Raw genomic sequence first — 13,644 nt, 5'->3', positions numbered from 1 at the left:
AATGAGTTTTGCTAAGCTGCGACTCAAAACAGAGTCAGCAGACAGTTAAGGATATTTAATGAGCATTAAAAACGATATGGTTGTTCAGTTTAATTACACATTACGCGATGAGCAGGGAGAGGTGTTAGAGACAAATGAAGGTCTCGATCCTATCGCATACCTGCATGGCCATGACAACATGATGCCGGGTGTCGAAGATGCCATTAATGGTAAAGAAGCCGGTGAGAAGTTTTCTGTCACTTTACCGGCGGCATCAACGTACGGTGAGCGTAATGAAGATTGTGAGCAGCGTGTATCGGTTAAGCATCTACAGGGCGCAAAAGTGTGGAAGCCGGGGATGCGTGCATTGATCAACACAGATCAGGGACAGCGTCAGGTGACCATTATTAAAGTGGGTAAGTTTATGGCTACTGTCGATATTAACCATCCGTTAGCCGGTCGTGAATTGACGTTCGACATTGAAATTGTCGACGCTCGCGACGCGACCGATGAAGAGAAGGCACACGGTCACGCCCATGGTAAGGGCGGTCATCAGCACTAAGCCAGTTAAGTGTGTGAAGATTAAACCAGCAACTGTTTGCTGGTTTTTTGTTTTAGACTAATTAAGAATTTATAGGTTGGCGTATGGTCATCGAATTTTCACAAGGTAAAATCATTCTGACTCCTTTCGAGGTTCAGGTGAGATTATCCACTTCTGGCACGACCATGTATGCCATGGTGGAGGATATTAAGTTCGTTGAACAGGCATTGATTATCAATGCCGATGCCGGTGCCGTCAGGTGGAGCTTGAAACTCGATACTTTGGAGCAGCTTAACTCTATTCGTGAAGAACTCGGTATCGGGTAACCAATATACGAGCCTCTAGGTACGATTCAGTGTCGAGCAACTTAGTTTTATTGGTGAAGAGCTCGGCATAGGGTAACCGATATACAGGCCCTGATACCGACGCTTCAGTGTCGATCAATTTAATGCGATCCGAGATCAGTTGGGTATCGGTTAGCCCTTGTTTGCAAGTCCTCGTCCATGTGGGCTCAGGTAATCAATAAACGGGCCCTTAGGTACGATTCTGCTCGGATTAATCTGATCGTGGCTGAAGTAATAGTGTTGCTTAATATGTTCAAAGTTAACCGTCGCTTTGATGCCTTCCACTTGGTATAACTCCCTCAGATAATCTGAAATTGCCGGGTATTGCTCGATCGTTTGTCTGTTTGCTTTAAAGTGACCCACATAAACCGAGTCGAATCTGATCAGGGTGGTAAAAAGACGCCAATCGGCTTCGGTTATTGTCTCACCTGTTAAGTAACGCTTTCCTTGTAATATCTTTTCTACCTTATCCAGGGCGTTAAACAGACTGTCAAAGGCTTCATTATAAGCCTCCTGACTGGTAGCAAACCCGGCTCGGTAAACGCCATTATTTATCGAGGAGTAGACCCAGCCATTGATCTCATCAATATTTTCTCTCAGTGCCTCAGGGTAAAGGTCTATTGTGTTCCCGGTCAGGTGATTGAAGGCGGAGTTGAAAATTCGAATGATATCCGAAGATTCATTGTTTACAATTGTTTTCGTTTTCTTATCCCAGAGAACGGGTACCGTTACCCGGCCAGTATAATCAGTAGCTGCCGCCTGATAGATTTGATACAGGAAATCTTTGCCGTTGAGTCTGTCGGTTTCAGCCCCTTTGATGTGTGAAGCTGCATCGCTTTGATTTGGACCTGAGAACTCCCACCCGTTATGTAACATATGGGGCTCAACCACAGAGACGCTGATGTAGGCTTGCAGTGATTTTAGCTCCCTGAATATCAGGGTTCGGTGCGCCCACGGGCAGGCGAGGGATACATATAGGTGATAGCGCTGCGCTTCGGCGACAAATTTTGCCCCATTTTCATTCACCGACTCTCCTTCCGGGGTTATCCAGTGCCTGAACTGTGACTTTTCACGGACAAATTTACCGCCGTTCTCTTTGGTTGGATACCACTGGTCTTTCCACACGCCATCTTGAAGTAATCCCATAACTTTTCTCTTTCTCGTATCTCGATGTATTGAGTGTAGGCGGTGATATTCAACAGGAAAAGCGAAAAGACTAGACAAGAATGAACGATTTTATTGAACGTTTGGGTCATCGCCATCGCTTTGGTATGATGTCGCTCACAAAAATGACGGCGAGTTTAAAGGAAAAGAATGTCTACAAGAGTATTAGAGCGCATTACGATAGAACCTGAATCGACTGCTACGGCGTGTGTTATCTGGTTGCATGGTTTGGGTGACTCAGGTGCAGGCTTTGCGCCGGTAGTTCCGGCTTTAGGATTGCCTGGCGATCACAGCATCCGTTTTGTGTTTCCTCATGCCCCGGAACAGGCGGTAACCATTAATCAAGGTTATGTGATGCGAGCCTGGTATGACATTAAGGGCATGGATCTGCATAACAGGGCCGATATGCCGGGCGTGCTTGAGTCTGAAGTTGCCGTTTGCGGTTTAATACAGGAACAGATAGATGCCGGTATTCCAGCCGATAAAATCGTATTGGCTGGCTTTAGTCAAGGCGGGGTAATGAGCCTTTTCTGCGGATTAAGGTTTCCTGAAACATTAGCGGGAATCATGGCACTGTCTTGTTATCTGCCAACCGCAGAGCATATGCCGTCTGATTTGAGCGAGGCAAATAAAGCGACCCCAATCTTGCAACACCACGGTGAACAAGATGATGTCGTACCGGTAGCGGCCGGTAAGATGGCAAACGAGATGTTAATCACTAATGGTTATGATGTTGAGTGGAAAACCTACGCTATGCCTCACACCGTTCTGCCTCATCAGTTGACCGACATCGCAAAATGGCTCAAAAGTAGATTAGATTAAGTTAATGCTTGGTTAATAAAATGGTGTTTGGTGGTGCTGGTATGTAACGGCCTGTTCATAAATAAAGACAATCGTTTTGAAACGCGTAAAGCGCTAACGCGTTGAAATAAAAAACTAAGCCTTATGGGGGGAGAGGCTTTTAAAATTTCCCTTCGCACCACCCGGAACCCCTGGTTCTTTCTGTTCTTATATGTGGACAATAAGTTATACAATATGCTTTGAAAATAAACATTTAGCCCACGTTTATTCATAAAGTTGACACAATTTCGATATATTCTTTGCTATGATGCTGTCAGCGAGATCATAGAATCCGTAATTGTAAAAAATGATGGTAACTAATAAAGAATAATCTAGGGGTTGATAGTAATGACAAATAAGCTAATAAAAGGTTTAGTTGCAACTGCAGTACTAGTGGCATTAACTGGTTGTGGAAGTGACAACGATGACAACAAAGAAGTTGTTCTGCCTGCAACATGTGCTGAAGCAGGTGAAGCTTGTACAACGTTTACCGTACTTCACACTAACGATAACCATGGTCGTTTCTGGCAGAGTGAATATGGTGAATATGGTATGGCGGCGCGTAAGACGCTGATCGATCAGATACGCGCAGAAGTTGAGTCAAATGGTGGTGAAGTGCTGCTATTGTCTGGCGGTGATATTAACACTGGTGTGCCAGAGTCAGATATGCAAGATGCGGTACCAGATTTCATGGGCATGAATCTAATCGGTTATGACGCTATGGCTGTCGGTAACCATGAATTTGACAATCCATTACATGTACTTGAAATGCAACGTAAGTTGGCTGACTTCCCTATGTTAGCGGCTAACATCTATGACAAGGTTTCTGGCGAACGCCTTTTTGATGCTTACAAAGTTTTTGATGTTAACGGTCTACGTGTTGCCGTCATCGGTTTAACGACAAAAGATACAGTTAAAATTGGTAATGTTGAATATATCGGTGGTCTTGAATTTACCGATCCAACAGAAGAGATTCAAAAAGTCATCAAAGAGATTAAAGATGCCGGTGCCGCTGACTTGATCTTCGCTACCACTCATATGGGCCACTATGCTGATGCTGCTAACGGCAGTAACGCACCTGGTGACGTTGCCATGGCGCGTGCGTTGACTGAAGGTGATTTAGCTGCCGTTATAGGTGGTCACTCTCAGAACCCTGTTTGTATGGAGCCAGGTACAGACAAGTATGACGAAGAGTTTACACGTGGCGGTGAGTGTACTCCTGATCAGCAAAATGGTACTTACATCATGCAGGCTCATGAGTGGGGCAAGTATGTTGGTCGCGCCGATTTTGAATACTTCAATGATGAGCTACACCTGGCAAGTTACAATCTAGTCCCAGTTAATCTGATGGTTCTGAATAAGTATGGATCTCCGGATACAGATGACGATGGTAATACAACTTTAGTTCCTGGAACTACAGCTATCGAAGAAAGTGATGTTGTGCTGGATGCGTTAAGACCGTACCAAGAAGAAGGCCAGAAATTGCTGGATGTAGTTATCGGAACTACCGATGGCAAGCTAGAGGGCGATCGAGGTGTTGTTCGTGAAGAGCAGACAAACTTAGGTCATCTACTTGCTAGAGCTCAGAGCGATTATAAGCTGGTTAAGGCTGATTTCGGTATCATGAACTCTGGTGGTGTACGTGCCTCAATTGCTGAGGGTGAAATTACTTATCGTGACGTATTAACCGTACAACCATTTGGTAACATGGTCGCCTATGCAACGATGACTGGTACAGATTTGGTTGAATACTTGAATGTAGTTGCTACTAAAACAGCTGGTGCAGGGGCTTATGCTCAGCTAGACGGTATTAAGTTATCTGTCGATTGTGATGCAAAGAAAGTCACCATTAATGAAATTGCAGGTGAATCTTTTGATGCAGATAAAGAGTACAAGTTCTCTCTATCAACCTATCTTGCTGCTGGTGGTGACGGTTACCCGGCCATCGAAGCAACTTCAATTCAAATTGCCGATGCTTTAGTATTGCGTGATTTCATCGAATTGAATGAAACTATCCTGGTAGCAGACTATAATCCTGTTGCTGGTGACCTTGAATACTTAGCGGGTGGCGAATCACTTAAGGCTTGTCCAGCTGCTGCTGAATAATTTGGCTTTATAGCTTAGCTTTAGAAAGCAGCCTGCGGGCTGCTTTTTTTATGCCTATAGTTTGCTGAACTGCAAGCCTGCCAATATAAAAGTCTTTCCAAATATAAAAGTCTTTTTAATTAATTTTCTATTTTCCCTTGAAAACGAAAAAACAGACTACATATATTGATTATGGGACGCTCAATGAGGTTCCGGGTTAATGACAATTTTGATGCCTTCGGGGTCAAAGCGAATTAACCGACAAAAGAAAGGTGCGACAGATTGCAGCGATTTCTGCATTTGTTGGCCAACATAAATTAACTATATTGCTTTATAAAAAGGATATACACATGCGTAATTATGATCTCACCCCCCTATACCGTAGTGCCATTGGTTTCGATCGTTTAGCCCAGCTTGCAGAGCATGCGGCCTCGAACAAAGGCAACTCAGGTTATCCCCCGTATAATATCGAACTGCTGAACGAAAACCGTTATCGTATCACTATGGCTGTTGCCGGCTTCACAATGGATGAACTCGATATCACCAGTGAAGGCGATAAGCTACTGGTTAAGGGCACTAAAGCCGAGCAAGGCAAAGAGCGTAAATACCTCTATCAAGGCATTGCCGAGCGTGGTTTCGAGCGTACATTCCAGTTGGCCGATTATGTGACAGTGGTTGGTGCTAACCTTGAAAATGGCTTACTCAATATCGATCTTCAAAGAGAGATCCCCGAGGCATTGAAGCCACGTAAAATTGAGATCGGTACATCGCGGGTTCTCGAGTCTGAGTAACTATTGTTAGCGTGATAGACAAAGCTAAACGAGATTAATATCTGCCTGGACTCAGTACTCGTTTATCGTTTGTAGAAATCGACAAAATATAAAGGGAGCATCGGCTCCCTTTTTAGTGCGTGAGTTAGTAAGTTAGTGCTTAAACCTTAAACCTTAAACCTTAAACCTTGATACGCCTATCAGGCTCTCATCGCCTTCTCGCCGCGGGCAAGCCCGACAACGCCAGAGCGTGATACTTCAACGACCTTAGTCACATCACCGACAGCAGTAATAAAAGCATCGAGTTTTTCACTGGTTCCTGTCAGCTGCACCGTGTAGAGATCGGCGGTAATATCGACGACCTGTCCACGGAAGATCTCCGCAGTGCGTTTTATCTCATCACGCATATTGCCTTTGGCTTTAACCTTAACCAGAGCCAGCTCTCTCTCGATATGATCCGATTCGGTAATGTTTGAAACCTTGAGGGTATCGATAAGCTTATGCAGTTGCTTCTCTATCTGCTCGAGTGCGGCTTCATCGGCCACCAAAGAGATGTTAAGACGAGACAGGGTGATGTCATCTGTGGGCGCTACGGTTAAGGTTTCAATGTTGTAGCCGCGCTGAGAAAACAGACCCACAACCCGTGAAAGTGCACCAGGTTGGTTTTCAAGTAATACTGATATAATACGACGCATTAGCTTTTCTCCGTTTTGCTCAGCCACATCTCGTTCATCGCACCACCGCGGATCTGCATGGGGTAAACGTGTTCAGTTTCATCGACATTAATATCGACAAATACCAGCTTATCTTTCATAGCCAGGGCTTTCTCCAGCCCGGATTCGAGTTCAGCAGGATCACTGATAGTCATCCCTACGTGGCCGTATGCTTCGGCGATTTTAGCAAAGTCAGGTACCGAGTCCATATAGGAGTGTGAGTGGCGTCCGGCATAAATAATATCCTGCCACTGTTTAACCATACCTAAGAAGCGGTTGTTGAGGTTGATGATTTTGACCGGCGTATCGTATTGCAGCGCCGTAGAAAGCTCCTGAATGTTCATCTGAATGGAGCCATCACCGGTTACACAGATAACGGTTTCATCGGGTTTAGCCATCTTGACCCCCATTGCGGCGGGAAGACCAAAGCCCATGGTGCCGAGCCCGCCGGAGTTAATCCAGCGACGGGGTTTATCGAATGGATAGTAAAGTGCGGCAAACATCTGATGTTGTCCTACATCCGATGCAACGTAGGCATCTCCATTGGTCAGTCTATGAAGCGTTTCGATCACCTGTTGAGGTTTGATCCTTTCGCTGGTCTTGTCGTAATCAAGACTCTTACGACTGCGCCACTGACTGATCTCACTCCACCAAAAGTCGATAGCAGCTTCATCTGAACTTGCTTCACCACCCGAGTCCAATTGAGATAGCATCTCATCGAGGATCTTTTCTGCCGAGCCAACGATGGGGATATCTACCCGAATGGTTTTCGAGATGGACGAGGGATCGATATCGATATGTAATATGGTTGCGTTAGGGCAATACTTGTCAATATTATTCGTGGTTCGGTCGTCAAAGCGCACACCAATACCGAAGATAAGGTCAGTATTGTGCATCGCCATGTTTGCTTCATAACAGCCATGCATGCCGAGCATGCCTAAGCTGTTTTTATGGGTACCGGGAAATGCTCCCAATCCCATTAAGGTGCTGACGACAGGAATGTTTAACTTTTCAGATAGCGCCAGGATCTGTTTGTCACACTCGGAGATAATAGCGCCACCTCCTACATACAGAACTGGCTTCTTTGCTTTTAACAATGCCTGAACGCCACGACGGATCTGGCCCTTGTGCCCCGTTGTCGTCGGGTTATATGAGCGCATGCTGATGTCATCAGGATACTTATACTCGTGTAGCATTGCCGGATTCATGCAGTCTTTGGGGATATCGATAACCACGGGACCCGGACGACCGCTGGCAGCAATAAAAAAGGCTTTCTTTACTATGGTGGGAATATCTTTTGCGTCTGTGACTAAGAAACTGTGCTTAACCACAGGTCTGGAGATACCTATCATGTCACATTCCTGGAATGCGTCATTACCAATTAAGTTACTCGGTACCTGTCCGGATATCACCACCATAGGGATGGAATCCATATAGGCTGTGGCAATACCTGTGATTGTGTTTGTCGCACCTGGGCCCGATGTGACCAGTACTACGCCGACTTCACCGGTAGAACGGGCATAGCCATCGGCCATATGTACGGCAGCTTGTTCATGACGGACGAGAATGTGTTCGATTTTGGACTTTTCGTGCAGGGCATCGTAGATATCTAACACCGATCCGCCGGGATAGCCGAATATATGTTTTACGCCTTCGTCAATAAGAGAACGGACGATCATGCTGGCGCCTGATAGCTTTTCCATTTGTAAACCCTCATAAGTTACCGCTACGGTATGCAGTATCTCGCTACAGCGACGGTAATCGCTTGAATTTATGAGTTTGGATGGTGATCCTAAACTCTCGATATGTCGATTAACTTAAGGTATGAAGTTAGCTTTCACCTTGTAAGGTGCGACACCTGTTTCAAATGAACAGAATTTCATCATATAAAATTAAGCGCGCATTTCAAGCATTTTATTGAAAAAAGAGTAATAAATGAAAAAAATTCACTGTTCAGAATAGAGACTAATGGCTGAATGTAAGCCTATAAGCTGAAAAGTGAGAAATATTGAGAGCTTAAATCTTAGAATTTAAGTAGATGTGAACATCAGTGAATGTGCGAAATTAGTCATTACACTGGCTAAAAATGACATTCTGGCTAGAGGCAAACCATTACTTTTGTCCTTTATCGTAGGACTAAGGCGTAAAAACGCCATAATGACAACTATGTCGATTGGTATTATTACGCGTAGATCTCGGCCCGATCCGAGTCTTTAGTTATCAGAACCGGGCGATTCTCGTATAAGGTATTAAGCCAGTCGATATTAATTTGGGTTTTGAACACCTGTAGGAGCATAAAACTGACAGACTCCGACTAAGACCACAGAGCTCAACATCAGAGCCGAGAAGGGGACTGCGGTTCCGGTATAAAACAGGGCTAATAATGGACCCGCCAGGGCGCCGCATCCGAAACGAAGAGTGCCAATGACCGCGGTAGCCGTACCGGTTTCCTGTTTAAATTTCATTAATACTATCGCGTCGGCATTGACTGACATTACACCGAGAAACCCCATGAAAGGAATAAGGGTTGCGACAGTAAAATAGAGGCTCAACCCAAACCAGTTCACCAGAAACAGAGCCGAACCGGCAAGCATGGCCAGTATGGTCGATACTCTGAGCATTCTTCTGGAACCATAACGGCCTACGATACGGCTGTTGATCACGTTGGCCAACATGAGAGCGCCTACATTGGTACTAAAAAGTATGGCGAACAGAGATTTGTCCAGACCGAATACCTCCATATAGACGAAGGGAGAAGCGGTAAGGTAGCAGAAAAAGGCAAATGAGGTTAATACGCCACTGGCAATATGCAGTTTGACTCCGGGTTTAGTGAATACGACCGCATAGGCGCCGAAGAAGGACTTCCTGCTACGGCTTCCTTTATCCTTGTCACTTGGCATTTTCAGTTTCCAAAGCACCAGAGATAATAGGGTGCAGGCATAGAAAGCTAAGATAAAAAAGATGAGGTGCCACTCGCCAAACTCTAAAATTAAACTTCCCAGGCTGGGGGCCAGCAGTGGTGCCAGCATCATAATGAGGCTGACATAGGACATACCTTTGGCGGTATTATCCCCATAGACCTCTTTAATATATCCAGGCACAACCACGGTTGCGGCGGCGCCGATAAATGCCTGGGCGAATCGCAGCGTAAGAAATAGTTCGATATTGGTGACAAAAGCCAATGCCAGGCTGATAAACATAAAACCAGTCAAACCCATAATGACCAGAGGGCGCCGGCCTATTCGATCGGCTAATGGCCCAAAACTGAGCATACCAAGTGAATAACCCGCTAAATACAGACTTAAAGATTGCTGTACCGTGGTGATGTCGGAGTGAAAACTAGCGGCTAAGGTCGACATGGCCGGTAGGTACATGTCGATTGCCAATGGGGTGATGGCCACAATTGCCGACAGCATAGGGATCAGTAGGGCGAGGTTTAAGATAATTGCGGGTTTTGAAACGGTTTGCGCTTGAATTGGATCTGTTTGCACTGATACCTCTTAAGATAAGAATATAATCAAAATGAATAACGACTTGTTTCCTGATGACGATTTTTTAACGGAAACACTATCTAATACCAATCGGTATAAGCAGGGCTGGAGCCTGTTATTTGAGAGAGTAAATATTGTACGGCCAATGGTGAATATTAGCCATGGCTATTCATCCGTATTACCCGGTTTAAACGCTAAAATTTGTAACTAAACTTTTGCTTTCAAATCGGGCGGGGAGCACAGCTTAAATGTCGCTAAACAACCGAATGTGTGCTCTGAGAAAGCTTGATGATTGTCGAAGCAGTTCACATACTCGGTTACATAGGAATTAGAGAGAAGTTAACCACATATGAGCATAATAGGTGGTGATTGCATACTCATAGAAGTTAGAGCTGCGCGACGATAAACAGGTCAGTGGTCTCGCTCCCATCCGCCTTAGGATAGGTTTTACGTTTAACATCGATGATCTCAAACCCACTCTGGGTGAGGTATTGGGTTAAATAGTCGCCTCGATGAAAGTGAGTGAAGACCCTGTCGCCGGAGCTGGATATATCAAAACCTGAATCTTTCTCATCGCCTTCCATGGTACTGAGATAGATGATGCCTTCAGCTCTCAATAAACGAGAGGCATCAGCGATTAGCTTTCTTGCATCATCTCTGGATATGTAGGGGAGACAGAAGCCACACATAATTGCATCGTATCTGCTATCGACCTTATGTATCTCTCTGCAGTCCATCACCTCAAACCTTGCCGTCGGGTTATTCAATTTTGCCAGTTCAACCATCTCTGGAGCCAGGTCGCTGCCATGGATGGTTAATTCGGGACACTGGTTTAATAGAAACTGAGAGATGTTTCCAGGGCCGCAACCAATTTCGAATAGTGAAGGTTGGTCTTTATCATTGAGTCGCTGACAAAAAAGATCGAAGGTGTCGTCATATAAGGCCATGTCCATATACCTGTCTTGGTACTTTTTGCTAACTTATACCAATTGCATTAAGTACCTGACCATTCAGCGAGAATTCAAAGCTCTGTAGGCAAGTAGGATGTTTGAAGCTAATAGTTATTCTATATCGAAAGCATCCCGTGCAGCATAGAGGGCTTTGCCCTTTGCTTTAAACATCAGTCGCACTACGTGAGTTCCTCAGACTTCCCACTTCTGCTTTGCATTAACTTAAAAGGGAATAACCATTTCTTCATCAATGCGCCTTGAATTGAAAATTCTGAGGGACTCTGAATTGGTTAATTATTTAATGCAAATTGGTATGATTAAATGGATTGACGGTAATGCTGTATTTATCCAACTAAGAGGCCTCGGTGATAATAGCTGACTGGAATTAGATTTACATATTAATCATTAGTAATGCAGATAAATTTTCCTTTAGGAGAAGAGGGGGCCTGAAGAGGGCAATATCGCTTCATCTCTATATATTTCTTGAGTCGTAGGCCCAGTGTAATAAAGCCTGTCTCTGTTTCTTTCGGCATTGATAGTCAAAGGGTTCGCAAAACTTCCTTACAGCCCCCGCATGGCGACTGAAAGACCTCCACCTGTTGATCTGACGAATGTCCTCTTCAGCGGTTCGCCTCCCCATGAAATATCGGCAGTACCATTGAAACCAGCCTCTGGGATCTTGTGGGTGGATCCACCCCTTTCGTACCCATTCGCTTAAAGGAAGAGAGGCGTTCACAGAAAAATAATTCAGGCTGATATCTTTCTCTTGTTTGGCCAGCTTCGCATCTGCAAACCAATCGCTGGGGAACTCTTCTGTGCAGTCGTTCAGATACTTGCCGCCAAATACTCCAAGTTGCAGCATCTCTTTCGGAGTCAGCTCTGGCCTGAAGTTGATGGCAAATTCAGCCCCCATGGGCGCGACACATTCATAGGAGTAATTTGTTTGCATTTTGTCGGTGACCAGGACCTTAATCATAAATTATTTAACAACATAAGTTCACCCGGGTGAGGCTGCATGTAAAAGGACTCGGTAATATAGGCATTTGGGTATAGTCTGAAGTGATGACGCAGGAGTGTAATAGGGACTATCAAGGGTAACAACCCTCTTCGATATGCTTCAATGCTTGCCTGCATTTCCTGTTTGTCGTCAGCCGTTAACTGCTTTTTCAGGTACCCCTGAATATGTTGCAATGTGTTGACATGATTATTTCTGCTGGCGACTTTTTTCAATAGGGCCATCATCTCGGTGAGATAGGTTGAACTGAGATCCTCCAGCTCGGTAGCGCTTCCATTGGCGAGCAGGTTACCCAGTTGCTTAGCCCTGATCTGGTCGTGGCTCATAAAAATATATTTGTGTCGGGCATGAAAATTTTGTAACTCACTCAGTGAAAAGCCATTTTGCTTTACTGATTTCCATCTCGAAAAGATGTAGACCCGTTGAATAAAATTTTCTCTTAATCTTGCATCTCCCAGTCGACCTTCCTCCTCCACCGGAAGGTTAGGGAAGTTTTCCATCAGGCGTTCAGCATACAGACCAACGCCTTTACGTTCTGCCATCTCCGATTTGTAGAGTTTAACCCTCTCCATTCCACAACTGGGTGAATCCTTCTTTAATATGTAGCCGCATAGCTCCTCATGCCATCTTTTTTTCTTTTCTGCCGATTGATAGAGAAGCTCCGTGACATCTAATTCGGGAGTTCTGGAGCCGATACATCTTACTCCCTCTTCTGAAGAGACCAGACGGATAGGTTCTCTTGGAACCCCTAACCCGATATCCATCTCAGGACAGAAGGAGGTGAACTCAAAATAGTCACCTAACGTGCTGTTGATATAGGCATTTTTTTTATGGCCGGAGTCGAAGCGCACTTTTTCACCCATGAGGCAGGCGCTTATGCCTATTTTGATCTTAGGTATATCGGATTCACCCATAATTATCTGCCCTCATCCTTTGCGATAACTTTAATCTTAGCTAGTTTGATGGACTTCGGTAGAATTGACTGTGACGGAACCGATTATGTTAACTCTTTTTGCTTCGATTCCTTGCCGAAGAGAAATTCCTGTTCACTCTCGAGCCAGGTGGGGTACTTCTTCATAATATGGTTAAAAGTGGTGCTTGTCAGATGACCGCTCAGCCAACGCTGCACATTAAGATAGGGGGACTCTTTGAACCAGGGCTTGTTTACATGGGCAAATTGACGCACAAAGGGGAAAATAGCAAAGTCGGCGATTGAGGGCTTTGGCCCCAGCAGCTGTTTATTTTTAGCGAGTAAGTTTTCAAGTTGAGCGATAAATTGCTCTCCCTGTTGGCGATAGTTCTCTTCGCTCAGTTCAGGGTGTCGATCGGCATATTTATATTTATCCAGCCAAGGTTTGAATTCATTATCGTTGGCCTCGATTAATGCCTTCGCTATCTCCAGCTTGTGTGGCTCCCCCACAAGTAAGAGATTATCTGGATCATTGTGCTTCAGAGCCCATAGCATGATATCCAGACTTTCATCGATAACCTTATCATCTTCCAGAATTAATACCGGGACTGTACCTTTAGGAGAGACCTGAAGCATGGGCTCTGGTTTATGTTTAAGCACTATCTCACGTAAGGAAACCTGAGATCCCGAAAGATAAATCCCTAAGCGCGCCCGCATGGCATAGGGGCAACGTCTGAAAGAGTATAGGGTTGGCAGTGTCATATGAGTCTCATTTTTATTGTTACTTTCGTGCCCATGTTGTGGCTTTTGGGCTCAAAAAACAAATCTCTCTTTTGACGTCA

At 44.9% G+C, this 13,644-nt stretch carries 13 protein-coding genes; 5 read left to right on the top strand and 8 right to left on the bottom strand.

Features of this window, described 5'->3' with window-relative positions; translation table 11 throughout:
- Window positions 1–58 precede the first annotated feature (58 nt).
- Together EKG39_RS11725 and EKG39_RS11720 are read left to right on the top strand one after the other, a co-directional pair.
- The gene (locus EKG39_RS11725; RefSeq protein ID WP_126505937.1) at window positions 59–541 is read left to right on the top strand and encodes an FKBP-type peptidyl-prolyl cis-trans isomerase; all 483 of its coding nucleotides are present in this window, start codon (window positions 59–61) and stop codon (window positions 539–541) included.
- Window positions 542–624: 83 nt separating this feature from the next.
- Entirely contained in the window at window positions 625–846 is a 222-nt protein-coding gene (locus EKG39_RS11720; RefSeq protein ID WP_126505936.1) for a DUF3389 domain-containing protein, read from the top strand.
- A 150-nt stretch (window positions 847–996) separates the two neighbouring features.
- On the opposite strand, the gene EKG39_RS11715 is transcribed toward EKG39_RS11720, so the two are convergent.
- The gene (locus EKG39_RS11715) at window positions 997–2,010 is read right to left on the bottom strand and encodes a glutathione S-transferase family protein (RefSeq protein WP_126505935.1); all 1,014 of its coding nucleotides are present in this window, start codon (window positions 2,008–2,010) and stop codon (window positions 997–999) included.
- Window positions 2,011–2,178: 168 nt separating this feature from the next.
- Here EKG39_RS11715 and EKG39_RS11710 point away from each other — a divergent pair, with 168 nt between their 5' ends.
- From EKG39_RS11710 to EKG39_RS11700, 3 genes are all read left to right on the top strand, one after another.
- Window positions 2,179–2,850, top strand: coding sequence for an alpha/beta hydrolase (locus EKG39_RS11710; RefSeq protein WP_126505934.1), 672 nt, complete (start codon window positions 2,179–2,181; stop codon window positions 2,848–2,850).
- A gap of 366 nt (window positions 2,851–3,216) precedes the next feature.
- Window positions 3,217–4,974, top strand: a complete 1,758-nt coding sequence (gene ushA / locus EKG39_RS11705; protein WP_126505933.1) for a bifunctional UDP-sugar hydrolase/5'-nucleotidase UshA — start codon at window positions 3,217–3,219, stop codon at window positions 4,972–4,974.
- Window positions 4,975–5,303: 329 nt separating this feature from the next.
- Window positions 5,304–5,744, top strand: coding sequence for an Hsp20 family protein (locus tag EKG39_RS11700; RefSeq protein WP_126505932.1), 441 nt, complete (start codon window positions 5,304–5,306; stop codon window positions 5,742–5,744).
- Between the two features lie 179 nt (window positions 5,745–5,923).
- On the opposite strand, the gene ilvN is transcribed toward EKG39_RS11700, so the two are convergent.
- The 7 genes from ilvN to EKG39_RS11665 all read right to left on the bottom strand — a co-directional run bounded on the left by ilvN (window position 5,924) and on the right by EKG39_RS11665 (window position 13,564).
- Window positions 5,924–6,418 (bottom strand): acetolactate synthase small subunit, encoded by a 495-nt coding sequence (gene ilvN / locus EKG39_RS11695; RefSeq protein WP_012143005.1) that lies wholly within the window; start codon window positions 6,416–6,418, stop codon window positions 5,924–5,926.
- Window positions 6,418–8,139: an acetolactate synthase 3 large subunit gene (locus EKG39_RS11690; protein ID WP_126505931.1), complete on the bottom strand. Its 1,722-nt coding sequence runs from the start codon at window positions 8,137–8,139 to the stop codon at window positions 6,418–6,420. The genes ilvN and EKG39_RS11690 overlap by 1 nt, the downstream gene beginning before the upstream one ends.
- Window positions 8,140–8,700: 561 nt before the next feature.
- Window positions 8,701–9,927, bottom strand: coding sequence for a multidrug effflux MFS transporter (locus tag EKG39_RS11685; protein ID WP_185817584.1), 1,227 nt, complete (start codon window positions 9,925–9,927; stop codon window positions 8,701–8,703).
- Window positions 9,928–10,313: 386 nt separating this feature from the next.
- Window positions 10,314–10,880, bottom strand: a complete 567-nt coding sequence (locus EKG39_RS11680; RefSeq protein ID WP_126505930.1) for a class I SAM-dependent methyltransferase — start codon at window positions 10,878–10,880, stop codon at window positions 10,314–10,316.
- A gap of 469 nt (window positions 10,881–11,349) precedes the next feature.
- Window positions 11,350–11,853, bottom strand: a complete 504-nt coding sequence (locus tag EKG39_RS11675; protein ID WP_126505929.1) for a hypothetical protein — start codon at window positions 11,851–11,853, stop codon at window positions 11,350–11,352.
- Complete coding sequence (locus tag EKG39_RS11670; protein ID WP_126505928.1) at window positions 11,850–12,806, bottom strand: YbgA family protein; 957 nt, start codon at window positions 12,804–12,806, stop codon at window positions 11,850–11,852. Before EKG39_RS11670 ends, EKG39_RS11675 begins: the two co-directional genes overlap by 4 nt.
- 83 nt (window positions 12,807–12,889) lie before the next feature.
- On the bottom strand, window positions 12,890–13,564 hold the full coding sequence (locus EKG39_RS11665) for a glutathione S-transferase (RefSeq protein WP_126505927.1): 675 nt from the start codon (window positions 13,562–13,564) through the stop codon (window positions 12,890–12,892).
- Window positions 13,565–13,644: the final 80 nt, after the last annotated feature.

The sequence above is a fragment of the Shewanella atlantica genome, assembly GCF_003966265.1.
GTDB lineage: Bacteria > Pseudomonadota > Gammaproteobacteria > Enterobacterales > Shewanellaceae > Shewanella > Shewanella atlantica.
The sequence above is the reverse complement of the archived record's forward strand: the minus strand, read 5'-3'. Positions and strand labels throughout refer to the sequence as shown.

Bases quoted from the DNA above. Each gene is read 5' to 3' on its own strand.
- EKG39_RS11725 (WP_126505937.1), top strand. From the start codon at position 59: ATGAGCATTAAAAACGATATGGTTGTTCAGTTTAATTACACATTACGC.
- EKG39_RS11720 (WP_126505936.1), top strand. From the start codon at position 625: ATGGTCATCGAATTTTCACAAGGTAAAATCATTCTGACTCCTTTCGAG.
- EKG39_RS11715 (WP_126505935.1), bottom strand. From the start codon at position 2,010: ATGGGATTACTTCAAGATGGCGTGTGGAAAGACCAGTGGTATCCAACC.
- EKG39_RS11710 (WP_126505934.1), top strand. From the start codon at position 2,179: ATGTCTACAAGAGTATTAGAGCGCATTACGATAGAACCTGAATCGACT.
- ushA (WP_126505933.1), top strand. From the start codon at position 3,217: ATGACAAATAAGCTAATAAAAGGTTTAGTTGCAACTGCAGTACTAGTG.
- EKG39_RS11700 (WP_126505932.1), top strand. From the start codon at position 5,304: ATGCGTAATTATGATCTCACCCCCCTATACCGTAGTGCCATTGGTTTC.
- ilvN (WP_012143005.1), bottom strand. From the start codon at position 6,418: ATGCGTCGTATTATATCAGTATTACTTGAAAACCAACCTGGTGCACTT.
- EKG39_RS11690 (WP_126505931.1), bottom strand. From the start codon at position 8,139: ATGGAAAAGCTATCAGGCGCCAGCATGATCGTCCGTTCTCTTATTGAC.
- EKG39_RS11680 (WP_126505930.1), bottom strand. From the start codon at position 10,880: ATGGACATGGCCTTATATGACGACACCTTCGATCTTTTTTGTCAGCGA.
- EKG39_RS11675 (WP_126505929.1), bottom strand. From the start codon at position 11,853: ATGATTAAGGTCCTGGTCACCGACAAAATGCAAACAAATTACTCCTAT.
- EKG39_RS11670 (WP_126505928.1), bottom strand. From the start codon at position 12,806: ATGGGTGAATCCGATATACCTAAGATCAAAATAGGCATAAGCGCCTGC.
- EKG39_RS11665 (WP_126505927.1), bottom strand. From the start codon at position 13,564: ATGACACTGCCAACCCTATACTCTTTCAGACGTTGCCCCTATGCCATG.